The organism is Flavobacterium tegetincola DSM 22377 (assembly GCF_000425485.1).
Taxonomy (GTDB): domain Bacteria; phylum Bacteroidota; class Bacteroidia; order Flavobacteriales; family Flavobacteriaceae; genus Flavobacterium; species Flavobacterium tegetincola.
This window is the reverse complement of sequence record NZ_KE384386.1, coordinates 142811-162663: the sequence shown is the minus strand read 5'-3', so window position 1 is coordinate 162663 and position 19853 is coordinate 142811. Positions and strand designations below refer to the sequence as shown.

17 protein-coding genes are annotated in these 19853 nt (G+C 34.2%); 7 read left to right on the top strand and 10 right to left on the bottom strand.

The genetic code is table 11. The annotated features are described in order from the left end of the window. Positions 1 to 205: 205 nt before the first annotated feature. The 8 genes from H602_RS0114910 to H602_RS0114875 form a co-directional block, all read right to left on the bottom strand. The gene (locus tag H602_RS0114910) at positions 206 to 1945 is read right to left on the bottom strand and encodes a sodium:solute symporter family protein (protein WP_026978729.1); all 1740 of its coding nucleotides are present in this window, start codon (positions 1943 to 1945) and stop codon (positions 206 to 208) included. A gap of 114 nt (positions 1946 to 2059) precedes the next feature. Further along, positions 2060 to 4564, bottom strand: coding sequence for a PIG-L family deacetylase (locus tag H602_RS0114905; RefSeq protein ID WP_026978728.1), 2505 nt, complete (start codon positions 4562 to 4564; stop codon positions 2060 to 2062). 97 nt (positions 4565 to 4661) lie between these two features. Next, complete coding sequence (locus H602_RS0114900; RefSeq protein WP_245574954.1) at positions 4662 to 6599, bottom strand: hypothetical protein; 1938 nt, start codon at positions 6597 to 6599, stop codon at positions 4662 to 4664. 115 nt (positions 6600 to 6714) lie between these two features. Continuing rightward, a complete protein-coding gene (locus H602_RS0114895; RefSeq protein ID WP_026978726.1) occupies positions 6715 to 7086 on the bottom strand; it encodes a hypothetical protein in 372 nt (123 codons plus the stop codon). Beyond that, entirely contained in the window at positions 7079 to 7435 is a 357-nt protein-coding gene (locus H602_RS0114890) for a hypothetical protein (RefSeq protein ID WP_026978725.1), read from the bottom strand. The genes H602_RS0114895 and H602_RS0114890 overlap by 8 nt, the downstream gene beginning before the upstream one ends. A gap of 14 nt (positions 7436 to 7449) precedes the next feature. Then, positions 7450 to 7782, bottom strand: coding sequence for a YtxH domain-containing protein (locus H602_RS18970; RefSeq protein ID WP_051224574.1), 333 nt, complete (start codon positions 7780 to 7782; stop codon positions 7450 to 7452). Between the two features lie 102 nt (positions 7783 to 7884). Next, entirely contained in the window at positions 7885 to 8532 is a 648-nt protein-coding gene (locus tag H602_RS0114880; protein WP_026978724.1) for a porin family protein, read from the bottom strand. A gap of 23 nt (positions 8533 to 8555) precedes the next feature. Then, positions 8556 to 8990, bottom strand: a complete 435-nt coding sequence (locus tag H602_RS0114875) for a hypothetical protein (RefSeq protein ID WP_026978723.1) — start codon at positions 8988 to 8990, stop codon at positions 8556 to 8558. Between the two features lie 293 nt (positions 8991 to 9283). On the opposite strand from H602_RS0114875, the gene H602_RS0114870 reads away from it, so the two are divergent. The 7 genes from H602_RS0114870 (at position 9284) to H602_RS0114835 (ending at position 18671) form a co-directional block, all read left to right on the top strand. After that, a complete protein-coding gene (locus H602_RS0114870; RefSeq protein WP_026978722.1) occupies positions 9284 to 10306 on the top strand; it encodes a quinone-dependent dihydroorotate dehydrogenase in 1023 nt (340 codons plus the stop codon). Between the two features lie 75 nt (positions 10307 to 10381). After that, positions 10382 to 11245: a hydroxymethylglutaryl-CoA lyase gene (locus H602_RS0114865; RefSeq protein ID WP_026978721.1), complete on the top strand. Its 864-nt coding sequence runs from the start codon at positions 10382 to 10384 to the stop codon at positions 11243 to 11245. Positions 11246 to 11378: 133 nt separating this feature from the next. Next, entirely contained in the window at positions 11379 to 13262 is a 1884-nt protein-coding gene (locus H602_RS0114860; RefSeq protein WP_026978720.1) for a tetratricopeptide repeat-containing sensor histidine kinase, read from the top strand. Between the two features lie 61 nt (positions 13263 to 13323). Continuing rightward, entirely contained in the window at positions 13324 to 14796 is a 1473-nt protein-coding gene (guaB, locus tag H602_RS0114855; RefSeq protein ID WP_026978719.1) for an IMP dehydrogenase, read from the top strand. A 299-nt stretch (positions 14797 to 15095) separates the two neighbouring features. Next, entirely contained in the window at positions 15096 to 16880 is a 1785-nt protein-coding gene (gene rpsA, locus H602_RS0114850) for a 30S ribosomal protein S1 (RefSeq protein WP_026978718.1), read from the top strand. A gap of 138 nt (positions 16881 to 17018) precedes the next feature. Then, positions 17019 to 17579 (top strand): fasciclin domain-containing protein, encoded by a 561-nt coding sequence (locus H602_RS0114845; RefSeq protein WP_026978717.1) that lies wholly within the window; start codon positions 17019 to 17021, stop codon positions 17577 to 17579. Positions 17580 to 18245: 666 nt separating this feature from the next. Further along, positions 18246 to 18671 carry a hypothetical protein gene (locus H602_RS0114835; protein ID WP_026978715.1) on the top strand — a complete coding sequence of 142 codons (426 nt, stop codon included), beginning with the start codon at positions 18246 to 18248 and terminating at the stop codon, positions 18669 to 18671. Between the two features lie 49 nt (positions 18672 to 18720). Here H602_RS0114835 and H602_RS0114830 read toward each other — a convergent pair whose 3' ends face one another. Together H602_RS0114830 and H602_RS0114825 are read right to left on the bottom strand one after the other, a co-directional pair. Next, the gene (locus H602_RS0114830) at positions 18721 to 19551 is read right to left on the bottom strand and encodes an endonuclease/exonuclease/phosphatase family protein (protein WP_051224570.1); all 831 of its coding nucleotides are present in this window, start codon (positions 19549 to 19551) and stop codon (positions 18721 to 18723) included. A 92-nt stretch (positions 19552 to 19643) separates the two neighbouring features. Further along, on the bottom strand, positions 19644 to 19853 hold the full coding sequence (locus tag H602_RS0114825; RefSeq protein WP_035759754.1) for a hypothetical protein: 210 nt from the start codon (positions 19851 to 19853) through the stop codon (positions 19644 to 19646).

The following is a 19853-nucleotide window of genomic DNA, read 5'->3' as shown; positions in this document are numbered from 1 at the left end:
GCTTGTTGTACAAAGGTAAAAGTACAGCTTTGAACTTTAACAATGAAAATGATTTAACATTTCTCAATGTAATTGATAGGCGTCATTTACGCCTTACTTTGTATAAAAAGTAAAATTAAAGCATTGTACATCAATTGTTTTGATGCAATTTAATATCTTTAGCACCTTAAAAGTTCAACTATATAATCAAGTTAATGACGGGAGTTTATTTAGCTTCTACCAATGTTGGTTCTTCGGGAATTTCATCTTTAAAAATCATCTGAAATAGAACAGATAAAATTAACGTCAGAACAGCTCCGATGAAGTTAAGCCATAAATAACCTAACTTTTCTTGTCCACTAGGATAGATGTGAATGGTGAAATAGTAGATAAAAAAGATGGTCAGCTGACTTAAAGCAGCACCCCAAAAAATAGCTTTACCTTTAACGTATTTCACATAGAATCCAACTAAGAAAATTCCCAATACCGTTCCGTAAAAAATAGAACCGATGATATTAACCAGCTGAATTAAATTCTCAAATAATGTTCCAAAACAAGCAAATAGGATTGCTATAACACCCCACATAATTGTGAACAACTTGGACGCATTTACAAAATGCTTATCCGATTTTTCAGTCTTTATATTACGTTTGTAAATATCAATAACTGTGGTAGAAGCAAGTGAACTCAATCCTGAAGCGGTGGAAGACATTGCAGCGGACATAATTACGGCCAATAAAAGACCGATCATTCCTTTGGGTAAGAAGTTAATAATAAAGTGCATGAAAACATAATCGGCATCACTTGTTTTGCCTTTTTCATTTGCTTTACCAATCATTACTTTTGCTTCATCACGAATGCTTTTCTCTTTTTCATTCAAGGCAATAATTCGACTTTTCAAAACTTTATTTTCGCGGTCAATGTTCAATTGAGTGGCGTAAGCTAAAGTCACGTCTTTCTTTTCAGCAGATACCTTAACTAAATTTTGCTCAAGTTGTTTGTATTCTTCGGCATAAATTGAATTTTCAATAGTTGCTTTGCTGTTGGGATTGAAATTGATGGGCAAACTTTGAAATTGAAAAAACACATACACCATTACTCCAGTTAACAGGATAAAGAACTGCATCGGTACTTTCATCAATCCATTAAAGACTAAACCCATTTGACTTTCACGAATGGATTTTCCGGATAAATAGCGTTGGACTTGCGATTGATCGGTTCCAAAATAGGAGAGTGCTAGGAAGAAACCACCCGTTATTCCGCTCCAAAACGTGTACCTACTTTTGGTATCAAAAGAAAAATCGATGATGTTCATTTTATCATTTACTCCGGCAATTTGCAATGCATTTGAAAAAGTGACTTCTTCAGGCAAATAGCTTAAAATTAAGTAAAAAGCGATAAACATTCCCGACATAATGATGAACATTTGCTGCTTTTGTGTCACATTTACCGCTTTTGTACCACCGGTAAAAGTATAAATAATAACTAAAGTTCCGATTACAATAATGGTGTTGGTTAAATCCCAACCCAAGATGGTAGAAAGAATTATGGCTGGAGCATAAATGGTTAATCCCGTTCCTAAACCACGCTGAATTAAAAATAAAATTGCAGCTAAAGAGCGCGTCTTCAAGTCAAAACGTTGTTCCAAATACTCGTAGGCCGTGTAAACTTTTAATTTATGATAAATCGGAATAAACGTGTAGCAGATGACGACCATAGCAATGGGTAATCCAAAGTAAAATTGCACAAAACCCATTCCATCATTAAAGGCTTGTCCAGGTGTAGAAAGAAAAGTAATCGCGCTGGCTTGTGTTGCCATAACAGAGATTCCAACGGTATACCAAGGTGTTTCGTTGTTCCCTAAAATATAGTCGTTTACATTTTTACTGCCTTTGGTTTTCCAAACGCCGTATAAAACGATAAATGACAATGTACATATCAGTATGATCCAATCTAATTCTTGCATAATCTAGGAAAAGTAAGTCATTATAATGTAAAAAATTAGAATATAAACCGCATTGGCAACCAGCACCAAAGTGTAGTTTTTTTTCCACGTCTTTATTTTTGGCTCTCCCATGAATTATTTTTCGTTTTTAAGACTGATTAAATTGGCAAGAAGTCGGTGTGCTCCAGAAACTCCGGCAGGTAATTCTCTAAAGAAACTTAATCCTGTGTAAATATAATATCCTTTTCCGAAAGGAGCCACTAATAAGGCACCGTTTTTTGGTGTTTCATTCTCGTCGTGCGAAGAAATTATAGGAACAAATGCTTTGTCCCACTGATCTGGATAATATAATCCTTGTTCTTGTACCCAATTTTCAAAATCTTTTGAAGTAATTTTATTTGGTGTGTTTAAAACCGGATGAGCTGGTGCTAAAAATGTGACTTTTGCATCTTCTTCGGTTACGCGATCGCGTGACAATTTCAATGGAAATGGCGCTAAGTTATTGGTCACTAATTTGCCCGTAGTATTGTATTGTACAATCATGGTTTTGCCTTTTTCAACTAGATCCAGCAAAATCGCTTGTTTAAATTCTAATTCTTCAACAGTATTATACGCTCGGATTCCCAACATGATGACGTCAAATCTCTGCAAGTTTTCTGCTGAAATTTCTGCCGGTTTAACAATAGTCACGGAGTAGCCCATGTTTTGTAAACTCACAGGAACTTCATCTCCAGCTCCCATGATGTATGCAATTTTTTCAGTTCCAGTTTTGATGTCTAATTTTATGAATTTTGCCACTGAAGGCTGAAGAACTTGTTGGTGGGAAATATGGTTGTACGTCAACATGATTTTTTCTTTGTCAAAAATTTGATCATTCACCACCGCTATTGCCTTCACATTTACTTCGTTGCTAGATTTTGGAGGTGTAACTTCAAAAGTATATGTTTTTGACTCTCCTTTTAAAGCTATTGAAAAAGGAATAGTTTCAGGATTTACCATCCATTCTTTTGGCACATCTAATTTTAATGTACCTTTTAAATTTGCTGCTCCAGCGTGTACTTTTACGGTCACATTCTGTCTATTATTTGAACTAAATATTTTCACTTTATCCGTAAAACTTGTACTTACTAAAGGCTCAATATCAAATGGACGATACACTTCCCCAGCAACGGGATCGTTAAATTTATATATTACGGTTCGCTCAAAAGGGATGAGAACATCGTTAATTTTGATATTAAAAACGGTTTTAACATCACGAATAATATCAGGTTTACCAATATTTTTCTGATCGTCTACACGATACATTCCGACCGTTCCTTGCTCTTTTAACCAATATGGAGCGGTAAATTCAGTTGATTTTGGAATATGAATTTTTAAAGAAATACTTTCGTTTACATTGTCTTTTAATACGATGTTTTGAGTTGAAATTACATTTTCGGGTAATGTAGTTAAGCTTTCTAATGTCATGGATACTGCACTTCTATTTACGGCTTCCACATTTAAATTAATGTCAGAATCGGGTGTCGCAGATTGATTTTCGGCAACTGTTTCTAAATACAATCCTGCACATGATGCAATAATGTCCTTAATTTCTTTAGATTTTAACTCTTTCCAATGGTCATTTTTTAAATTTTGAATCATTTGATAAGCCTTTACCAAATCAGAAATGCTAGCCGATGGATTTTTAAAATTATACTCTTTTATAATTTTGTCCACTAAATTACCAACTGTTTTTCCGCCTTCCACGCGGTTCCATGAAGTATCAATGCCTTCAAATAAATTTGTGGGTACCTTTGGTTTTTCACCTTTGATAAATTCTAAATATTCCATATCATCTCCTCTAACCCCGAAAGTTCCGAAGCCTTGAGACTGATGGCGACTTCTACTTAAAGCAGCGATTTCTTGATTGGATTTCCCTAAACTTTGGTAATAAACGCCTGTGGTCAGGTTTGCTAAATTGGTTTTATCTGCCGAATCAAATTTATCCTTTGTGCCGTAAAACCACCATGAAGTATTGAAGTACATGCGTTTGGGTTGCCAGGTTTGCACCAAGTTCAATTGATCGGAATAACTGTTCTTATCATTTACTAAATCAAATGCTTGTTGCGCTAATATTGCTGATGATGTGTGGTGACCATGTGTGGTTCCTGGAGTTCTGTAATCAAAGCGATTGATAATTACATCCGGTTGAAATTTTCGAATGATGTAAACCATATCACCTAAAACTTCTTTTTCATTCCAAATTTTTAAAGTTTCAGTTGGAATTTTAGAATAACCAAAATCATTTGCACGTGAAAAAAATTGTTCGCCACCATCTACTTTTCGAGCTTCAATTAATTCTTGCGTACGGATTACTCCAAGAAATTCACGCAGTTCGGGACCAATTAAATTCTGACCTCCATCACCTCTTGTAAGTGATAGATAACCTGTTCTGGCTTTTTGTGCATTGGCCATGTATGAAATTAATCGAGTATTTTCATCGTCAGGATGGGCTGCTACGTAAAGAACAGAACCAAGAAAATTCAATTTTTCGATTTTAGCGTAAATTTCAGCTGAATTGGGTTTAGCGGGTGCTTGCGCTTGAATTTGACTGGATAGAAAGAAAAACGTTATTATTAATAGGGTAGAGCGTACGTGCATTCTAAAAAAATATGTGGTTAGAATGCCAAATATAGGTATTTAATAAAAGTTTGAAATGATTTGAAAAACCTTTAACATTACATTAGAAATTGAGGTTCTACTCATATAATATTGTTCGTGGTTTTCCCAATTCAAAATCTTGAAAGCCAAAATCAGTAGTTTGATAGGAATTGGTTTGGAATATATTAGTTCCTTGTCCCGGAATGGACGGATAATACGCCAATGAAAATTGGAATGAATTGAAAACTAAATAATCATTACTTATGATAACGCCAACAACTAACGAAGAATATAATTTGCTTTTTAAAAGGCTGGAATCTTGGCTTCCTAAAATTGCCCCTGTAACATTTACGTACGGATTAAATCGAAAACCGATCCAGTTCCAAGGCGCATAAAATTGCGTTTGCAAAGAAATAATTACTTTCTTAGTTCCGAAAATGTTAGTATCATAGCCTTGTAAACCATACGAATTTGTGCCATCAAATCCTGCCCCATAATCGCCTTGAAATGTACTACTTTCATTGATAGTTACATAATCTCCATTGCTTTGTAATCGGTTCCAACCTAAAACTACTTGTGGTTTTATAAACTGACGCATTTTCCAATCGTTACTCAAAGTAATTAAATTGGTGAAATAATTTGCTTGAATAGTTAACGCAGACTGTTCTAAACGCTTCTTTTTAAAGAAAGTGCCGTATTCAAAATTAACACTGAAATAACCAAATTTGTAGTAGTTTCCAAAGGAAAATCGACTGCCTAAGTAATAGCGTCCCAACTCGTTTTTTCGCTGATAACCTGCGGTAATATTGTAAATTTTTCCCACGGGAACATCCTCCGTAATTCCATAATTAAATAAGTATTCATCTTCCACAAACTGTCGGGAAGACAACCCGATTCCTAAAAGTGCAAAGTTTTCGCCACTGTAATAATTTATAGGATCAAACGCTTCGGCAGGAGTCTCGTCAAAATTGGTGTGTAAGTATCTTGTAGCTAAAATAAGATTTGTAGTCCTGGCAGTTTCACTTCTTCCATCAAAAATAGAGAAAGCACGTCCAGCCCAAACATCAATTGAATTGTATCTAAAATTTTGCATTGCATATTCACCTGCGCTATTTTGTAGAGAGTCTTTATTGAATTGCTGATCAACATAGATTCCACCTGCATATTTTGTAAAGGCAGAATAGAAATTTCGTTCAACGTTTATGCTTTTACCATAGCTTTCATCAATATTATAGCGGTACGATAAAGTCGTTCTTACATACGAGTTTTTTATCGTAGGTATCACTAATTTTGTGCGATATCCTGTATTTCCACTTTCATTTTCGGTAACTATTTCATTTTCAAATTCGCTTCCAGTTCCAAAAAAGTTTCGATCTAATATTTCAAAACGAGTTCGGCTTGGTGATATCGATCCTTTAGGAATTATACTCCAAGAATCTAATACTCTAATGGTAACATCAATCGAATCTGATTTTGCACTAGCTAAACTGGCTGTTATATGTACTTCACTGGCAAAGCGCTGCTTCCGTATCAAACGTTCTGTTTCTCTAACAATTAATGAATCTAAAGGTGTGTTTTTCTTTAAAAGCGTTAAGTTTTTAATAGCAAATTCTTTCGATTTTAGGTGTAATTTATTTCCGGTTTCCTCACCCCAATTTTTTGGTTTTTTGGTTGTATCAGTAACAGAGTAGCCAAAAGGATCTAAGGTTTGGATGGTAATAGACCTAATGATTTTACCTTCATATTTTTTATATTCCCGTTTTCTTTCTTTCCGAATTGGGTTTGAACTTTTATTACTAATTGGTTCAAATACGGCTTTGTGCAATAGTTTTGTAAATTTACTTTTCTTTGAAAAATCCTCTATCTTATTATAAAGTACCGTATCCTTTTCCGAGGAAGATTTCTCTTGTTCAGGCTTTTTCTTTATTATCTTCTTTGCAGTAGTGTCCTTAACTTCCTCTTTTACTTGCGCAGAAAGTGCAGCAGGTAATAAAAAGGTAATTAGTAGTAAAAAGAAGTAAGATGGCGTCTTCATTTGGGGTAATTTATTTAAGATCAGCATTAGCAGTGAGATCGGCTAAATAATGAAACGTAGTAAGTAGGCAAAACAGAAAAAAACCGATTTCTATTTAAAAAACCGGTTTTATAAATTATGTATTTATTTCTGATGATTCATCGGGCAACTTCTTTATTATAAAACCAGAAACTGCTGCTTGTACCGCTGTTCCTAGAAGTCGTTTTACAATGCCTGCATCTGCTCCTAAGAATAATTTCTTTGTCAAAAATCCAGTTGCTAAACCAATTCCAGTTTTTAAAACACCATTTTTGAAGCCGGTAGAATGTACCGTTTCACTTATATTTGATAAACCATCGTGAATTTTTTCTTTTACTATGTTCAAAGGATTCAATTCATGAAAAGTATATTCAGCATGTTTTTTAAGAATTTCTAACTCTAAAACACGTTGTGCTTCCAAATTTTGAATGGCTGTTGCTAAAGTTTTGTCGCTATTAATTCTATACATTGTCTTTCTCTTTAAAGATTTGATTGATAAGGAAATCGTTAAGTTTGAATTCTAACCATTCGCGACGATTCATCGCTACAATGATAGCAATCAAACCGTACAGCCCACTTAATGCAAAGAAGCCATAGTATGATTTTCCCAAAAGTTCGCCTAGAAAAAGCGCAAGACCAATTGAAAATAATATGAAGAATAAAGCAATAATAACAGCAAGTATAAGTCCAGAAGCAATGGTTGCAAATACATCTGTAAGCTTGTCAATAGCTTTGAGTCGGTACAATTCAATAGTGGTCTTCGTGTACGATTCCACTTTTCCAAAAAGCATTTCTATCAATACTGCTTTATCTTTCATAGTTGTTCATTTAATTATTTAACTTGACTTTCAGCTCTAATCTTAGCCTCACGTGTCAAATCTTTTCCTTCTGCGTATAGACGTTCAGCATTTTCTTTTACGTCTTCTGCCATGTTTTCACCTTTGTTCATAAGAGCCGAAGCATCTTTCTTTACACTTTCGTATTTGTTAGACAATGTATCAATAACACCTTCGTATTTTGATTTCATCTCGTCCATAGACTCTTTGCTTTTTTTAGCAATTTTCTTACGTGTGTCTTTACCTTTTTCTGGAGCAAATAATATTCCTAAAATTGCACCTGTTGCTAATCCTGCGATTGCACCTAAAACTACTTTACCTGAACTCATAATGTTTGATTTTTAAAATTAGTATTATTTTTTGACTTTTCGAAAGATATAGCGGTCTTTCGTTAATTTTTCTTTTTCAGTAACAATTTCTCCCATTAATCTTTAGAAACGGTATCCTAAAGTAACTTGAAAAACTTGATTTTTATAATTGATGTCACTCGTATCGTTATCATCATTTACTTTACTTAAGTCCCAAGATCCACGAGCAGAAATTAGAAAGTTTTGTAATGTAAAATCTACACCTGCAGAAAGTCCTAATGTTGCTCTCTTGTTATCGTCTTCTAAATCGTCACTTGAAGCACTAAAACCGCCCAACTCATATTTAGAGCTTAATAGGTACGAAAATTGTGGTCCTGCAAGAATACTAATGTTTTCAGTAGGCTTAATTTGTAAGTGAACAGGTAAGTCTAGGTAGTTAAACGTAGCTTTATATTCTGCACCAAGCACTTCGCCTTTAAAACCTTTTTGAGAATACATCAATTCAGGCTGAATTCCAACCAATTGACTTAAAGGAATAGACACAAAAACACCTCCAGCAAATCCTGCTTTACCATCGGCAACAAAATCTTCTCCGCTTTCGCTGTACACATTGGAATAATTCATACCAGCCTTGATACCAACTTTTAATTCTTCTCTACCGTCCATATCATACGCAGATGAATTAGTTAGGTCTTGAGCGGACATTGAGTGTGCTGAAAAAAGTGCTACAGCAAATACAGGGGCAATAAATAATTTTCTTAAAGTTGTCATATTCTAAATATTAATTTGGGGATTTACTTTTGATTTTCTAGTTCTTTAAATTCACGTTCCAATGCATCTGCATTTTCCTGTAAATCGTTTTTAAATGTTGCGTAACTTGACTCATCATAAGAAGTATAAGCATCTAACTTTGCTTTCAATGCTTCTGTCTTGGTTTGCAATTGATCAATTCGAGTGGCATAATCTTCGCGCTCTTTCGCTGTACCTTTAATTTCTTTAACTCTCAAATCGCGAATCTTTTTGTTGTTGTCTGAAATATCTTCATACACATCCAACTTAAATTTCTCTAAAGCTTCAGCAGCTTCATTTTTGGATTCCATTAAATCTACTCTAGAATCCAATACTTCTTCTTGAGTATCTTTAACAGTACCTTCAGCATCCTTACAACTTGTAAGCGAAAGTGCAAAAACCGAAGCCAGCATTCCTAAAGTTAAAATTGATTTTTTCATAGCTTTTTTTTGTTTTTATAGGTTGTTAATTCTATAGTACAAAGATGCCACCGTTACCTTTAAAATCTGTTATAGTACTTTTTTTATAGTTTACAATATTTAAACTTTTACATGAAATTGAACTTTCGGAGCTTTAATTAGCGCACTTGACACCTTATTATTACTATGTGAATTTTATGAAGCTGTGATTTTTATAATTTTTTAAATGAATTTAATTCTATCTTATTTTAGTTTCTTATTTTAGATGGAAAGCTTTCGGTTTTGATTATTTTTGCGAAACAAACAACAGCAATATGTATAAAACAATTCTCCGACCGCTCTTATTTCAATATGATCCAGAAAAAGTGCACTATTTTACGTTTTCGATGATTCGTAATTTATTTAAGTTACCTGGAATTGCCGGAATTTTTCGGAAGTTGTATGAAGTAAATGATCCGCGGCTGGAACGCGAAGTGTTTGGTTTAAAATTTAAAAACCCAGTAGGTTTAGCCGCCGGATTTGATAAGGATGCAAAATTATATAAGGAATTATCCAATCTAGGGTTCGGTTTTATAGAAATTGGCACATTGACGCCAAAAGGGCAAGAAGGTAATCCTAAAAAGCGTTTATTTCGTTTGAAGGAAGACCAAGCAATCATCAATCGGATGGGTTTTAATAATGGAGGTGTTTTGGAAGCGGTGGAACGTTTGAAAAAAAATAATGGAGTTTTAATAGGAGGAAATATTGGTAAAAATAAACTGACATCCAACGAGGAAGCAGTTACCGACTATGAAATTTGTTTTGATGCGCTTTATGATCATGTGGATTACTTTGTGGTCAATGTGAGTTCGCCCAATACACCAAATTTGAGAGCATTACAGGACAAAGAACCTTTGCAACACTTATTACAAACCTTGCAAAATAAAAATAATTTAAAGTCGAAACCAAAACCGATTTTATTAAAAATTGCTCCCGATTTGACCGACGAACAATTGCTTGATATTATTGATATCGTAAATACTACAAAAATTGCAGGAGTAATTGCTACCAATACCACGCTTTCGCGCGAAGGATTGCAATCTGAAAATAAAGCTGAAATGGGTGGTTTATCTGGAAAACCTTTGAGTAAAAGATCTACGGAAGTAATTCGGTTTTTGGCTGAAAAAGGCAATCGTTCATTTCCAATTATTGGAGTGGGAGGGATTCATTCTGCCGAAGATGCAATTGAAAAGTTAGATGCAGGTGCAAGTCTAATTCAGTTGTATACTGGGTTTATTTACGAAGGTCCTGCTTTAATTAAAGCCATTAATAAAAAATTGTTGGGTCGATTAAAATAATCAAATGAATGCGGCAATTGATATTTTTTCAGAAATCGATTTCGTAAATTTCAATTCTTTACTATCTTTGGCAAGATGAAGTCAATCAAAATTATCGAATGTCCCCGAGATGCCATGCAAGGTATCAAGTCGTTTATTCCTACGGATGAAAAGGTAGCTTATATCCAGTCGCTTTTGCGAGTAGGCTTTGATACGATTGACTTTGGAAGCTTTGTATCTCCAAAAGCAATTCCGCAAATGGTGGACACGGCAGAAGTATTAGCCAAGTTAGATTTATCACAGACGCAAAGTAAACTTCTGGCTATTATTGCCAATACTAAAGGTGCAGAATTAGCCTCAGTTCATAACGAAATTCAATATTTAGGCTATCCTTTTTCAATTTCTGAAAATTTTCAGATGAGAAATACGCATAAAACCATTGCAGAATCCTTAGTTACTTTGGACGAAATCTTAAATATTGCTTCAAAAACAAATAAGGAAGTTGTTGCCTATCTTTCGATGGGATTTGGAAATCCGTATGGAGATCCTTGGAATGTGGAAATTGTGGGCGATTGGACCGAACGTTTGACTAAAATGGGCGTTAAAATCTTATCCTTATCAGATACAGTAGGAAGTTCCACACCGGAAGTGATTGAATATTTATTTTCAAATTTGATTCCGCACTACCCTCAAATCGAATTTGGAGCACATCTACACACCACGCCTGATAAATGGTTTGAAAAAGTAAATGCTGCTTATAAAGGAGGCTGTTTACGATTTGACGGAGCTATTCAAGGATTTGGAGGTTGCCCGATGGCGAAAGACGATTTGACTGGAAATATGCCAACTGAAAAATTGCTATCTTACTTTACTGCCGAGAAAGTACCCACAAACGCTAGTCCAATGAGCTTTGAAAGTTGTTATAATGAAGCTACAAAATTGTTTGGAAAATACCATTAAATTATTGCAATTGTGCGTGCTTTATTTGTTTAAAATAAGCAGGCATTACAGCGTTAAGCAATAAGGTGGATAGAAAAAGGAGTTCATGCAGGTTAAATCAAAATACGCACTATAAATTTATACGTATCCATTTATGAAGGTTCATATTCAGTTGCTTTTAATTGTGTTGTTTGCAATTGCTTCACAACACGCAGCTCAAGCGCAGCAATCAACTTTAAAAAAGATTGATTTACTTCTTAAAGAGGCAGATAATTTAAAGTATAAAAGTGATAGTATTGGTTTTTTAAAGGTAGAACAAGCTAAGAAATTAGCCGTCAAGCTTAATAATAAAGCGAAATTAGGGGAGGTTTATACAATGTTGGGTGTTTACAATTATGTAAAAGGCTCGTACAACCTCTCACTTCAAATGTATCTCAAAGCTGTTCCGATTCACGAAAAGTATAATAATGACAAGGACTTAGCACGCTCTCTAAATGGAATTGCACTTATTCAAAGTGGATTTAATCAAATGGATGAAGCCATTTCTACTTTTGAAAAATGCCTGCAAATTGATTTAAAGAATAAAAATTATTTAGGAATTACGAGATGTTATTTTAATATCAGTTTAGCACAAGGTGCTTTAAAAGCCTATGATGAAGCTACCGTAAGCTTACAGAAAGCACTAAGGTATTCTAAATTCCTGGAAGGAGAGGAATCAAATAACATGATTGAAAGTAAGCTTGGCGATATGATGCTCACGAGAAACAAGCCAGATTCTGCGCTTTATTATTACAATAAAGTACTTACGAGTAAGCAGCCATTACCAAACAACTGGGAAAAGGCGTATGCATATATTGGCTTGTCGCAAACATTTTTAGAGCTAAATGATTACGATAAAGCAGAAGAATACGGTCTATTGTCCTACTCCTATGCTTTAAAAAATACAGCAATTGTAGATGTTGCTCGTATTTCAAAAATTATTTCAGAAGTATATTACAAGAAAAGTGATTTTAAGAAAGCGTACGACTACAGAAAAATCAGCAGTGATTTGGAAGATAGTTTGTACAGTGAAAAAAAAATAAATGATATTAATTATCTGCAACTTAAAAGTAAGGAAGTTGAAAATTTAAAACTTGTTAGCACCAACCAGAAAAAGGTACAGGAAGCCAAACGTAATCAAATTATAATGTACTCTTTTGTAGCCTTAATCTTGCTTCTAATAGGTACGCTATTTTTAGCTTGGAGAACTGCAAAGCTAAAAGATGCGTTCAATAGAAAACTGACTTTAAAAAATGAAGATATTAAACGTCAAAAAGCATTAATAATAAGGCAGAATAAAGATTTACTAAGTCTTAACGAGTCAAAAAATCAATTATTCTCAATCATTTCACATGATCTGCGTTCGCCGTTAAATACCATCATACAGGTTTTGGAATTACAAAAAGAGCATGCGTTTTCGCCGGAGCTTCAAGAAGAGGTTTTTGAGAAATTACATTTGCAAGCACAAAGCACATCTAGAATGCTGAACGATTTGCTCGAGTGGGCCAACACGCAAATGGACGGTCAAAAAGTAAACTTTGAAAGTGTAGATATCTATTCTTTAATAGAACATGTTGCGGATTTTTATAGAGAAGAAATTAATGAAAAACAGATCAAGTTTCAAAATTTTGAGCAAGATCAGGTGCTTTTTATCAATGCCGATATTGGTCAAGCACGAATAATAATTCAGAATCTCATTTCTAATGCAATTAAGTTTACCAATCCAAGTGGAAAAATTAGTGTATCCTACACAGAGTCTGATGATTATGTGGAAGTACACATTTTAAATACTGGCAAAAAATTAAGTGAAGAGCGTATTGATCAAATACTAAATAGGCAACAACGGATGACTTCAGAGGATGGAACAGCATTTGAAGAAGGAACAGGATTAGGGCTTTTATTAGTAAAGCAATTTTTAGCTAATAATCGGGGCAGGCTTGATTTGAAAAGTACAGTAGAAAATGGCACGGAGTTTATTATTTCTTTTTTAAAAAATTAGGAAATAATTTTATTTAATTGTAGTATATTTGCACGCAATTAAACCACAACTACAACAGGCAATGATTGCACATCAAACAAAAATAATCGGAGAAGGACTTACTTATGACGATGTTTTATTAGTACCAAATTTTTCAAATGTACTTCCTAGAGAAGTCAATATCCAAACTAAATTTTCTCGAAATATAACGCTTAATGTTCCTATTGTTTCCGCAGCAATGGATACAGTGACTGAAAGTGCTATGGCAATTGCGATGGCTCAAGAAGGCGGAATAGGTGTTTTGCATAAAAACATGACCATTGAACAGCAAGCTGCAAAAGTGCGTCGTGTAAAACGTGCGGAGTCGGGAATGATTATCGATCCTGTAACTTTACCTTTAAATTCAACAGTTGCAGATGCTAAAAATGCAATGAAGGAATTTGGTATCGGTGGAATTCCAATTGTTGATGAAGAGAAAAAATTGAAAGGAATTGTTACCAATCGTGATTTGCGTTTTGAAAAAGTGGGAACCCGTCCGATTGTTGAAGTGATGACTTTTGAGAATTTAGTGACAGCTGCTGCAGGAACTTCTTTAGGCGAAGCGGAAATAATTTTGCAAGGTCATAAAATTGAAAAACTTCCCGTTGTTGACGCTAATAATGTGTTAGTAGGATTAATTACTTTTAGAGATATTACCAAATTAACACAAAAGCCAATAGCAAATAAAGACGTTTACGGTAGGTTAAGAGTTGCCGCTGCGATTGGTGTTACTGGTGATGCGGTTCAAAGAGCTGAAGCTTTGGTAAACGCTGGTGTAGATGCTTTAATAATTGATACGGCTCACGGACATACGCAAGGTGTGGTCAATGTTTTGAAAGAAATAAAAGCAAAATTTACCAGTATAGACGTTATCGTAGGAAATATTGCTACACCTGAAGCAGCTAAATTTTTAGTTGAAAATGGTGCAGATGGCGTAAAAGTAGGAATTGGTCCAGGTTCAATCTGTACTACTCGTATTGTAGCAGGTGTTGGTTTTCCGCAATTTTCTGCAGTCCTAGAAGTTGCCGCTGCAATTAAAGGCTCAGGCGTTCCGGTAATCGCTGATGGAGGAATTCGTTATACAGGAGACATTCCTAAAGCAATTGCTGCAGGAGCAGATTGTGTAATGCTAGGTTCGCTTTTAGCGGGAACAAAAGAATCTCCAGGAGAGACGATAATTTTTGAAGGTAGAAAATTCAAATCGTACCGTGGAATGGGTTCTGTAGAAGCTATGCAAGAAGGTTCAAAAGACCGCTATTTCCAGGATGTTGAAGATGATGTTAAAAAATTAGTACCAGAAGGAATCGTTGGTCGTGTACCTTATAAAGGAGAATTAAACGAAAGTATGCAACAGTTCATCGGTGGTTTACGGGCTGGAATGGGATACTGTGGTTCAAAAGATATTCCAACTTTGCAAGAAACGGGACGATTTGTTCGCATTACGTCCAGCGGAATTAATGAAAGCCATCCTCATAATGTAACGATTACAAAGGAAGCTCCAAATTATTCGAGATAAACCTCAAGTAAAGTATATATAAAGTCTGACATTTTTGTCAGACTTTTTTTTTAAAGACTATTTTGCACCTGTATTTGTTGTAAAATATCTAAAGTGGCTTAGTTTCCTGATTTTAATTTACAATAATTAAATTGTGTGTAACATTATTTTGTAATTCAAAATATAAGCTTTACTTTTGCACACCTTTTAGCGAATAGCGTTTCCATTAGGTATCAAATATTTAAGTAAACAACTTCTGTTTTTTTCTTATCGCATTAAGAAACGCAAGGAATGCAGAATACAAATTTTTATCAGAACATATGTCTGACGTTAACAAATCACAAGAGCAGTTTTTAGCAGAGTTTAATTGGCACAATTTCGAAGAAGGAATTGATCCTGTTGACCAAAAAAACTTGCAAGAATTTGAAGAATTAGTAGCAAAAACTTTTATTGCAACTGATCAAGAAGAAGTAGTAGATGGTATTGTTGTAAGAATTACTGACAGAGATGCAATCGTTGATATCAACGCTAAATCTGAAGGTGTAATTTCTTTAAATGAATTCCGTTACAATCCAAACTTAAAAGTAGGTGATACTGTAGAAGTATTAATTGACATCCGTGAGGATAAAACAGGTCAATTGGTATTATCTCACAGAAAAGCACGTACTATCAAAGCTTGGGATAGAGTTATCTCTGCAAACGAAACAGGAGAAATCGTTAATGGTTTTGTAAAATGCAGAACTAAAGGTGGTATGATCGTTGACGTTTTCGGAATTGAAGCGTTTTTACCAGGATCTCAAATTGATGTTAAACCAATTAGAGATTACGACGTATACGTAAACAAAACAATGGAATTTAAAGTTGTGAAAATTAATCACGAATTTAAAAACGTTGTTGTATCTCACAAAGCGCTTATCGAAGCGGATATTGAAGTACAGAAAAAAGAAATCATCGGTCAATTAGAAAAAGGACAAGTATTAGAAGGTGTTGTTAAAAACATTACTTCTTATGGTGTGTTTATTGACTTAGGTGGTGTTGATGGATTGATTCACATTACTGACCTTTCTTGGTCTAGAATTAATCACCCAAGTGAAGTTCTTGAATTAGATCAAAAATTGAACGTTGTAATCCTTGACTTTGATGACGAGAAAACAAGAATTCAATTAGGATTGAAACAATTAAACGCTCACCCTTGGGATGCTTTAGATGCTAACCTTGCTGTTGGTGATAAAGTTAAAGGTAAAGTAGTTGTTATCGCTGATTACGGTGCTTTCATCGAAGTTGCTGAAGGTGTTGAAGGTTTGATCCACGTTTCTGAAATGTCATGGTCAACTCATTTACGTTCTGCTCAAGATTTCGTAAAAGTTGGTGATGAAGTGGATGCAGTGATCTTAACTTTAGATAGAGATGACCGTAAAATGTCATTAGGTATCAAACAATTGTCTCAAGACCCTTGGACTGATATTACTTCTAAATACCCTGTAGGTTCTAAACATTCAGGTATTGTTAGAAACTTTACAAACTTTGGTATCTTCGTAGAGCTTGAAGAAGGAATTGATGGATTAATCTACATTTCTGACTTATCTTGGACTAAGAAAATTAAACACCCATCTGAATTTGTAAACGTTGGTGAAAAACTTGACGTTGTAGTATTAGAATTAGATGTTGACGGACGTAAATTGTCTTTAGGTCACAAACAAACTACTGCTAATCCATGGGACAAACATGAAGAAGCTTTTGCTGTAGGAACTATCCACAACGGTGAAATCTCTGAAATTGTTGACAAAGGAGCTACTGTAGATTTCGGTGATGATGTTGTTGCGTTTATTCCAACTCGTCATTTAGAAAAAGAAGACGGTAAAAAATTGAAAAAAGGCGATACTGCTGATTTCAAAGTTATCGAATTCAACAAAGAATTCAAAAGAGTTGTTGCATCTCACACAGCGATCTTCCGTGAAGAAGAAGAGAAAAATGTGAAAGCAAACAATGACAATAACAATAGCAATTCATCTAGTAACAACAATGCACCTGCTGCTTCTACTTTAGGAGATAGTAACGACATTCTTGCAGCTTTGAAAGCTAAAATGGAAAAAGGAGGAAACTAATTTCCAGACTTTATTTCAATAAAATTAAGGCCTCACAGTAATGTGGGGCTTTTTTTATGCATTATTTTTATTTATTTAAAACCATATCAAATGCATTCCCGTAAATGACTGTATAAACATCTAATAATAAAAATTATCATGAAAAACAGAAATTTATTAAGTACAGCAATTTTCACAATTGCATTAGCATTCGGAACAACTTCTTACGCTCAAAAAACAGTAATGGTAGGTGGTGCCGAAATGTATCCAACTAAAAACATTGTTGAGAATGCAGTAAATTCCAAAGACCATACAACTCTAGTTGCCGCAGTTAAAGCTGCAGATTTAGTAGAGACTTTATCAAGTAAAGGTCCTTTCACCGTTTTTGCTCCAACGAACGCTGCTTTTGACAAATTGCCTAAAGGAACAGTTGAAACTTTGGTTAAACCCGAAAATAAAGCAATGTTGCAAGGGATCTTAACGTACCACGTTGTTGCAGGAAAAATGAATGCAAAAGATATTGCAAAAGCAATTAAAAAAGGAAATGGAAAAGCAATGTTGAAAACCGTTCAAGGTGGTACATTAACGGCTTGGATGATGGGTAAAGATTTATATATCACGGACGAAAATGGAGGAAAAGCAAAAGTAACTATTGCTGATGTTAACCAATCTAATGGTGTTATTCACGTAATTGATACTGTTGTTACTCCAAAAGCATAACACATAAGGTTTGTTTTTTTGGTTGATTGAAAGAGGATTTGTAATTTTACAAATCCTTTTTTTTGTTTAGTACTTTCTAATCAATTCCAGTTGAGCAAAAAATAATCCTTACTAATGCTAAGCATTTTGCAAATTAAGATAATAAAAATCCTGATGATTTCTTTAATTTTAAAAACACAAACTTTGCTAAATTGACTTAATTCAATCCGATAATTCATAATTCGCCTTGTTACTGAATCTGGACTTCGCTTTCAATATAGATTGTATTATTTTTAATATAAAATCTTTACTACAGAGTTATGCACTATACAGTTGGCAATATGCTTTGCTTTTACTTTATAATTATTAAAATCAATATACTTAATTTTAACCCAAAATGAATCTTATAAAAGAAACTTTTATTTTTCCTATCTTTATATTCTAAAAGTACGACAATGAATTTTAAACGTCAATGGGTTTTTTATAGTGTTCTAATTTTCTGGTTGGCCATTTTGATCGCTATGATTTATGCGCTTCTTTATGCTCCAATTGGAAGTTTTGCAAAACAATATAGATTTATTATTGCGTTGTTTTTTATCACTTCTACGCAATTTGTGAAGCGGGCTTATCGATATTCCTTTAAAACAGAGCCAAGATTTCGCAAGTAATTTATTTTAATGTATCATTATGACGATAAGCACTTTTATCAAATTATCGCTAGAAGAACAATTTGAACGAACACTAAAAGTGCAACTTCTAGATCGGGTGTACAAGAACGAGTCTAGTGTAATGATAAATTATCAATCTTCAAAGGATGTTATTGATGCAGAATTTGTGTCGCATAAAATCAAAATTAAAGGAAAAACTTTCGTCCAATTACATAAAGAATTAGCGACAAAAGGCAGAACTATCTATAATAAAATCGCACTGGCTTGTTTTGGAAATGATTGGCATCTTCCTATTGGTTATCTACGAAGTACATTTTTAAAAAGCTACTTACATGTGCTGGAATTGTATCTTCTGAATAATGACTTTTCAAAAATGAGTATAGATTTTCAAGATAAAAACAAGAATTATAAAGACTATGCGTGTTTTTTACATCAAGTATTCTAGTCGAATTTTAAATTTTTTTCTAAGGCTTTCGCCAAATAAAATCGACTCTTTAATTCAACGAAAATTCCATCCAAATCGGGAGGTGATCAGAAACGGATCGAGCTTCAGGTAAAGTTTTAAAATTTGTGTAAAACAGAATAATACCCCCATTTGTCTTATTTACTTTCGGAGAATAAAACATATTATCAAACTCGGAATGCAAGTATTCGCCGTTTTTAATATGCTTTTTTAAGGTTGTTTTTTGAGCAATTAACAAAGGTTGGTAGCCCAATTTCTTCAAAGGATTGAAAACCGAATGCGATTGCGGACAATTGAAATCGCCAACAAATATCAGATTCAGTTTGGGATATAAATCGGGTAGAAATTTAAAGTATTTTATCTCTGTCTCCGGCTGAAGATTCTTGGTAATAGCATGAAAGTTAACTAACGTAAATGGTTGTCCTTTATAATCAAAAGTACAGTAGAAAGGTTCGCGGTCGATCTCCAAAGTATATTTTTGCTCTAACCATGGTTTGCCAATTTTCTTTACAACTGCCGTTTTCCATAGAAATGCATATCGTTCTGTTTTATAAGCGCTGCTTGAAGTAGGATCGCTTATAACGTAATCCCATTTTGAACCTGTACGATTTAATTCATCTGCTAATTGAGCTACAGCTTGAGCACCTCCGTAGCCGGCAACGACTTCCTGAATTGCCGCAACGTCAAAATCTCTAATAATTTTTGCCATGAATTTGATTTCTGTGGCGGTTTTTGATTTCCCGAGATGCTCTACATTCCAAGAAACTACTTTAACTTGGGAGTGACATAAACCAGTATTTAAAATCCAAAGTACTAAGGAAAGTAAATATATAGTATGATTTGAAAGGTAACGAAATTGCATTTGGCGTTTATTAATAAGTAGTGCAAGATACTTATTTTATTTCTGGTTGTAAAATAGAAGAGTTTATTCTCAGTGTTGAGATGAAGTTCTATTTATTTTTTCTCTGGCTTCTTTATTGATGATGTAGCAAACAAATTAAACAATAATCCACCCATTAAACCGCCATACAGTGTGCTATTTAATGGTTTGGATGTAATGGCGCAATTTCCTGTTAAACAACCAATTTTGTCGTAATAGAAGTAACCTGAAACTAATCCAAAAACAATCCCTATTCCTGTAATTATAAATCCTTTTCTTGTCAT